This is a genomic window from Shimia sp. (assembly GCF_041624275.1).
In the GTDB taxonomy this organism is placed as follows: domain Bacteria; phylum Pseudomonadota; class Alphaproteobacteria; order Rhodobacterales; family Rhodobacteraceae; genus Shimia.
Genome location: NZ_JBFJVE010000182.1, coordinates 1 through 6,024, shown reverse-complemented (window position 1 = coordinate 6,024; position 6,024 = coordinate 1). Strand labels below are relative to the sequence as shown.

7 protein-coding genes, 1 pseudogene and 1 riboswitch are annotated in these 6,024 nt (G+C 65.7%); of the genes and pseudogenes, 5 read left to right on the top strand and 3 right to left on the bottom strand.

The genetic code is table 11. From position 1 onward, the window contains the following. Together ABZD10_RS12820 and ABZD10_RS12815 are read left to right on the top strand one after the other, a co-directional pair. A partial coding sequence (locus ABZD10_RS12820; protein ID WP_372887020.1) for a hypothetical protein occupies positions 1-205 on the top strand: 205 nt, incomplete at its 5' end. Between the two features lie 81 nt (positions 206-286). Then, positions 287-673 carry a hypothetical protein gene (locus ABZD10_RS12815; protein WP_372887019.1) on the top strand — a complete coding sequence of 129 codons (387 nt, stop codon included), beginning with the start codon at positions 287-289 and terminating at the stop codon, positions 671-673. A 70-nt stretch (positions 674-743) separates the two neighbouring features. On the opposite strand, the gene ABZD10_RS12810 is transcribed toward ABZD10_RS12815, so the two are convergent. Together ABZD10_RS12810 and ABZD10_RS12805 are read right to left on the bottom strand one after the other, a co-directional pair. After that, positions 744-1,133 carry a hypothetical protein gene (locus ABZD10_RS12810; RefSeq protein WP_372887018.1) on the bottom strand — a complete coding sequence of 130 codons (390 nt, stop codon included), beginning with the start codon at positions 1,131-1,133 and terminating at the stop codon, positions 744-746. 96 nt (positions 1,134-1,229) lie between these two features. Next, positions 1,230-1,435: riboswitch (cobalamin riboswitch) on the bottom strand. 48 nt (positions 1,436-1,483) lie between these two features. After that, on the bottom strand, positions 1,484-2,254 hold the full coding sequence (locus ABZD10_RS12805) for an autoinducer binding domain-containing protein (protein ID WP_372887016.1): 771 nt from the start codon (positions 2,252-2,254) through the stop codon (positions 1,484-1,486). Positions 2,255-2,386: 132 nt separating this feature from the next. Between ABZD10_RS12805 and smpB the strand changes: the two genes are divergently transcribed. The 3 genes from smpB (at position 2,387) to ABZD10_RS12790 (ending at position 5,108) form a co-directional block, all read left to right on the top strand. Beyond that, positions 2,387-2,869, top strand: a complete 483-nt coding sequence (smpB, locus tag ABZD10_RS12800) for an SsrA-binding protein SmpB (RefSeq protein ID WP_372887015.1) — start codon at positions 2,387-2,389, stop codon at positions 2,867-2,869. A gap of 203 nt (positions 2,870-3,072) precedes the next feature. Further along, the gene (sseA, locus tag ABZD10_RS12795) at positions 3,073-3,924 is read left to right on the top strand and encodes a 3-mercaptopyruvate sulfurtransferase (RefSeq protein ID WP_372887014.1); all 852 of its coding nucleotides are present in this window, start codon (positions 3,073-3,075) and stop codon (positions 3,922-3,924) included. Then, positions 3,924-5,108, top strand: coding sequence for an aromatic amino acid transaminase (locus ABZD10_RS12790; RefSeq protein WP_372887012.1), 1,185 nt, complete (start codon positions 3,924-3,926; stop codon positions 5,106-5,108). The genes sseA and ABZD10_RS12790 overlap by 1 nt, the downstream gene beginning before the upstream one ends. Positions 5,109-5,266: 158 nt before the next feature. Here the strand turns inward: ABZD10_RS12790 and ABZD10_RS12785 are convergent. Beyond that, positions 5,267-6,024 (bottom strand): annotated as a pseudogene (locus tag ABZD10_RS12785) (ammonium transporter); the annotation flags it as partial.

Genomic DNA, 6,024 nt, shown 5'->3' with positions numbered 1-6,024 from the left:
CGCCATCCGCTCCGAGAAACCGCTGCCGCTGTTTGCCGGCGACATCGACGGCGAGGGCATTGTCGAACCCGCCGCGCATCTGCCGCAGATGAGCGAGGGCGAAGAGGTGGTCGAAGACTATGTCGCCATGCGCCTCACCCTGCGCCGCCACCCGGTGGCGCTGCTGCGGCATCTGCTGACCCCCGGGGCGGCGGATCGAGGGTAAACCCTATGAATCTTCCCAGATTTCGCCCTCGGGGAACGCTCGCAATACTAAGAGTATTTCACTCAAAAAGAGGGCAATACAATGAAATTCCTCACCCTTCTGGCACTTTCCATTTCACTGGCTCTGCCTGCAGCACAGGCCGTAGCTGCTGACAGTGATGGCTGTTATTTCCAGCCGCGCACAACCGGGGACGCACGTTGGAGCAAATATGACGATGACAAGCTGATCGTCACCATCACCAATCGCGAAAACAGCGGCGTCTATGTCAAGGTCTGTATCAAACGCAAATCGGGTTCCGACGATTGCGGAGCCTCCTGGATACGTGCTGGAAAAAGCGAAACCTTCTCGGCATACGATGCCCATTCCACCGGCAGCTACGGATGGTATTCAGTCGGATCGCAAAACCGCGACGCCTCTTGGGTCTGCAGCGGGAAAACCAACGGTTGGCACACCGATATGAACCTCTGACTCGGCCTTCGGCACGGCCTCGGACAATCCACCAAAGCCGCGCCGCTACCCGGCACCTGATCCGCAGTGGCTAATTCAGCCGCGCGGCGCCCGCCTCGAGCGTGATCGCCGCCGCCGGCGCCGGGTCGGACAGCAGGGCCGCGACATCGGCGCCACGTTCCACGTCGCCGAACAGGTGGCAGGCGGTCTTGGTGGCGTGAAAGGCGCCGGTGCAGGGCCGGGTGCAGCCCGGCATCTCGACATGGCCCGAGATCTCGAAATCCTCGGCGATCATCTCGCCCCCGGCGGCAATCGACCGGTACAGGCCCTGCGCCAGTTCAAAACCGATGCGACAGGCGTCACCGGTATGCGGGCAGAGGCTGCACTGCAGGATCCGATAGGGGGGCGTGCCTTGCGCCGAGCCGTGGGAGTTGCTGCGGGAATTGCTGTGGGAATTGCCGTGGGATGTGTTCCGGTTCATGACGCCCTCCGCGTGTGCGCGGGGCGACGGAAGAGCCGGAATGTAAAACGCGATGCGCCATCGGATCAGCCCTTTCCCGGAGCACCCCGCCCGGTTTCGGTTACAGTTGCTGATGGCAGGTCTCCTGACTTGCGGATCATCGCTTGCCCGACCCTTCCCGGCACATGGCCAGTGGGTGTCTCGGGGTCGCTCGCCGCCTACAGTTGCGGGGGCAGTCGCGGACTTGGCCCATGGCTGGGCCGCACCGTGTTCCCTTTTCCCCGCCGGCGGACCGGCCGGGAACCATCGCCTTCAGCACTACGCGCGCCGCGCGGCGCTGTAAAGCGGATCGTGGCGCGCCGGGCGGCGAATCAGGGCAGAAGGAACAGCTGGTTGAGCTCGGCCGCCTTGCGCACCGCGCTGGCGGTGGTTTCGGCATTGAGCGCCGCGCGCGCCAGGCGCAGGTGCTTTTCCACCGTCGCCGCGCTGAGCGACATCTGCTCGGCGATGTCCTGCACCGTGCGGCCATCGGCGACCCCGCTCAGCACCTCGCGCTGGCGCGCGGTCAACAGGTCGCGATGCGCCGGCGCCGGCAATGTCGACACCTTGAGATGCATGATCCGGCACAGGGCGTGGATCTCGCTGCCGTGCTGCTGCCACAGCGCGTCGACCTGCGGCTGGCTCAGGTCGCGGCGCGCACAGAGCGCGATCACCGCCTTGCGGTGGCTGCACCTGTCGCTGAACCAGATCGTGTAGCCGGCATGGATGCCCCAATCGCGGCACAGGTCGCGGTGGCGCTGCTGGTCCCGGCTCAGCAGCGTGATGTCGCGATGCTCGGGGTCGGACCAGCTGTAGGCGCGCGGGCCGTCATAGGGTTTCACCACCCGGGCCACGGTCTTGTGCAGGTCGTCTCCGAGAAAGACATCGATCACCGGCGCCGGGAAATTGGTCAGCACCAGCCAGTGCCGGATATCGCCCCAGTCCAGCCGGTTGGCCAGCGGCGCCGCCAGGTAGAGCGCCCGGTCAAAGCCGACACTGGCCAGAAAATCGAGATGATGCTGCCACAGCTCATGCACCGACTCGCTCTGTACGATACGTTCGGCGCGCTGGTGAAACGGTTTGAAGGCGGGCGAATGGGTCATGGGGTGTCTTTAACGGTCGCAGGGCGGGTTTAACAGCACCAGAATCCCGGTTTGACGCCGCGATGCAATCCCCCTCGCACGCGAACGCAGGTCATGGACAGCTGCCCGCGGTCAGGGTAATCAGGCGCCATCATGGCCAAGAAAACGCAACCGAGCACGGACCCCAACTACAAGGTGATCGCCGAGAACCGGCGGGCCCGGTTCGATTATGCGATCGAGGACGATATCGAATGCGGCATCGTGCTCAGCGGTTCCGAGGTCAAGTCGCTGCGCGAGAACAGCGCCAATGTCGCCGAGAGCTATGCCGCCGTGGAAGATGGCGAACTGTGGCTGGTGAATTCCTATATCGCGCCCTACGACCGGGCGATGTTCAGCCACGAGGAACGGCGCCGGCGCAAGCTTCTGGTCAGCCGCAAGGAGATGGCCAACCTGTGGAACGCCACCCAGCGCAAGGGCATGACCCTGGTGCCGCTGGTGATGTATTTCAACCACAAGGGGCTGGTGAAGATGAAGCTTGGCATCGCCAAGGGCAAGAAGCTGCACGACAAGCGCGCCACCGAGGCCAAGCGCGACTGGGGCCGCCAGAAACAGCGGCTGATGCGCCACGGCGACTGAGCCTGCCCGCCAGCGGCGCGAGAGGTGCGCCTTGCGGCGCGCAGCCTGTCTCGGCCGCGGGGCTGCGCCCCGCCGCCTCGGGGGGCCTCCGGCGGGGATATTTCGGGCAAGAGAAAGAATTGCCGCCCCGTGGCCGGCGCTCAATCTTGCGTGTTCGCGCCGGCGATAGTAGGCAGGGTTTCAAGCGACAGAGGGCACAGAGCATGGACGATCCGAAAACCCTTGTTTCCACCGACTGGCTGGCCAAGCATATCCGCGACCCCGATCTCAGGATCCTCGATGCCTCGTGGTACATGCCGGCCGAGAACCGCGATGCGCGGGCCGAATATGACGCGGCGCATATTCCCGGCGCCCGTTTCTTCGACATCGACGAGATCGCCGACCTGCGCAGCGACCTGCCGCATATGGTGCCCCCGGTCGAGAAATTCATGAGCCGGATGCGCGCGCTGGGGGTCGGTGACGGCCATCAGGTGGTGGTCTATGACGGCGCCGGGATCTTCTCGGCGGCGCGGGTCTGGTGGCTGTTCCGGCTGATGGGCCAGAACGACATCGCGGTGCTGGACGGCGGCTTGCCGAAATGGCAGGCCGAGGGCCATCCGATCGAGGATCTGCCGCCGGTGATCCGCGATCGCCACATGACGGTGCGGCGCCAGAACCAGATGGTGCGCGATGTCACCCAGGTCGCCAGCGCCTCGAAACTGGGCGATCACGAGATCATCGACGCCCGCGCCGCCGAGCGTTTCAGCGGTGCCGCGTCCGAGCCGCGCGCGGGGCTGCGCTCGGGACATATCCCGGGCTCGAAGAACCTGCCTTTCGGCAACCTGCTGAACGGCGACGGCACCATGAAGGCGCCGGAGGCGCTGCGCGCCGCCTTCGAGGCCGCCGGGATCGACCTTGCCAAACCGGCGATCACCAGCTGCGGCTCGGGCGTCACCGCCGCCATCCTGAGCCTGGCCATGGAACGGTTCGGCAAGACCGACCATGCGCTTTATGACGGATCCTGGACCGAGTGGGGCGCCTTCCCCACCCTGCCAATTGCCACCGGAGACACCTGATGCTGAGCAACCTGAAACAACAGCCCGCCGACAAGATCCTGGCCCTGATGGCCATGTATCGCGACGACCCGCGCCCGACCAAGATCGACCTCGGGGTCGGGGTCTACAAGAACGCCGAGGGCGTGACCCCGGTGATGCGTGCCGTCAAGGCTGCCGAGCGCCGACTGGTCGAGACCCAGACCAGCAAGTCCTATGTCGGCCTGGCCGGTGACCCGGCCTATGGCGATGCCATGATCGGGCTGATCCTGGCCGATGCCGTGGCCCGCGACCGCATTGCCGCCGCCGCCACCCCCGGCGGCACCGGCGCCGTGCGCCAGGCCTTTGAGCTCATTCGCAACACCAGCCCCGAGGCCACGGTCTGGGTGTCGAACCCGACCTGGCCCAACCACGTGTCGATCCTCAATTATCTCGGCATGAACCACACCGCCTATCGCTATTTCGACAGCGAGACCCGCGGCGTCGATTTCGACGGCATGATCGAGGATCTGGCCGCGGCCAAGGCCGGCGACGTGGTGCTGCTGCACGGCTGCTGCCACAACCCGACCGGCGCCAACCTGAACCTGACCCAGTGGCAGGCAGTGGTCGATCTGCTGAACGAAAAGGGCCTGATCCCGATGATCGACATCGCCTATCAGGGCTTTGGCGACGGGCTTGAACAGGATGGCGCGGCGACCCGCCTGGTGACCTCGTCGGTGCCGGAAACGCTGATCGCCGCCAGCTGCTCGAAGAACTTCGGCGTCTACCGCGAGCGCACCGGCCTGCTGATGGCGGTGTCGCAAGAGGCGGGCAATACCGCTGTCACCCAGGGCAACCTCAACCACCTCAACCGGCAGAACTTTTCCTTCCCGCCCGACCATGGCGCCCGGGTGGTGAGCACGATCCTCACCGATGACGCCCTGCGCGCCGACTGGATGGCGGAACTGGAAGACACCCGGCTGGGCATGCTGGCGCTGCGCGAGCAGCTGGCGGGCGAATTGCAGCGCCTGTCGGGCTCGGACCGCTTCGGCTTTCTTGCGCAGCACCGCGGCATGTTCTCGCAGCTCGGCACCACGCCCGAGATGGTCGAGCGTCTGCGCGCCGAACATGGCATCTACATGGTGTCCGACAGCCGGCTCAACATCGCCGGGCTCAACGCCCATACGGTGCCGGTGCTGGCCAAGGCGATCGTCGACGTCGGCATCTGAGCCGATCTTCACGAGCCAAGAGGGCCGCCCGCGCAATGCGCCGGCGGCCTTTTTCTTGCGCCCCGTCCGGGGCCGCCGCCGGCGCGGGGCACGGGCCACAAGGCAAAAGGCCCGGGGATCGCCCCGGGCCTTCGCGTGTTCGTGTCGCTTGCAGCGGTTCAGCCGTTGCTGAACTCGGGGTAGGCTTCCATGCCCAGCTCGGCCATGTCGAGACCGTTGATCTCGGTCTCTTCGTCGACCCGCAGACCCATGGTCACCTTCAGCACCAGCCAGACCACTGCCGAGACCACCACGGTGAAGGCACCGACGATGAAGATCGCGTAGAGCTGGGTCATCAGCGAGGCGTCCGAGTTGGTCAGCACCACCGCGATGGTGCCCCAGATGCCGCAGATCAGGTGCACCGGGATCGCACCCACCACGTCGTCGATCTTCAGCTTGTCCATCATCGGGATGGCAAAGACCACGATCACGCCACCCACGGCTCCGATCAGGGTGGCCGCGCCCAGCGACGGGGTCAGCGGTTCGGCGGTGATCGACACCAGACCGGCCAGCGCGCCGTTCAGCACCATGGTCAGGTCGGGCTTTTTGAACATCACCTGCGAGGCGATCATCGCCGCGATGGCGCCACCGGCAGCAGCGGTATTGGTGTTGGCGAAGATGCGGCTCACGTCGGCGACGTCACCCACGGTGCCCATGGCCAGCTGCGAGCCGCCATTGAAACCGAACCAGCCGAGCCACAGGATGAAGGTCCCCAGGGTCGCCAGCGTCAGGTTCGAGCCCGGGATCGGCACGGTCTTGCCGTCCTTGTTGTACTTGCCGATACGCGGGCCGAGGATGATGGCGCCGGTCAGGGCCGCCCAGACGCCGACCGAGTGCACGACGGTCGAGCCCGCGAAATCGAGGAAACCCATTTCGT

Excerpts from the sequence above, each read along its gene's own strand:
- smpB (WP_372887015.1), top strand. The coding sequence starts at position 2,387 with ATGGCCAAGAAAACGCAACCGAGCACGGACCCCAACTACAAGGTGATC.
- sseA (WP_372887014.1), top strand. The coding sequence starts at position 3,073 with ATGGACGATCCGAAAACCCTTGTTTCCACCGACTGGCTGGCCAAGCAT.
- ABZD10_RS12815 (WP_372887019.1), top strand. The coding sequence starts at position 287 with ATGAAATTCCTCACCCTTCTGGCACTTTCCATTTCACTGGCTCTGCCT.
- ABZD10_RS12790 (WP_372887012.1), top strand. The coding sequence starts at position 3,924 with ATGCTGAGCAACCTGAAACAACAGCCCGCCGACAAGATCCTGGCCCTG.
- ABZD10_RS12810 (WP_372887018.1), bottom strand. The coding sequence starts at position 1,133 with ATGAACCGGAACACATCCCACGGCAATTCCCACAGCAATTCCCGCAGC.
- ABZD10_RS12805 (WP_372887016.1), bottom strand. The coding sequence starts at position 2,254 with ATGACCCATTCGCCCGCCTTCAAACCGTTTCACCAGCGCGCCGAACGT.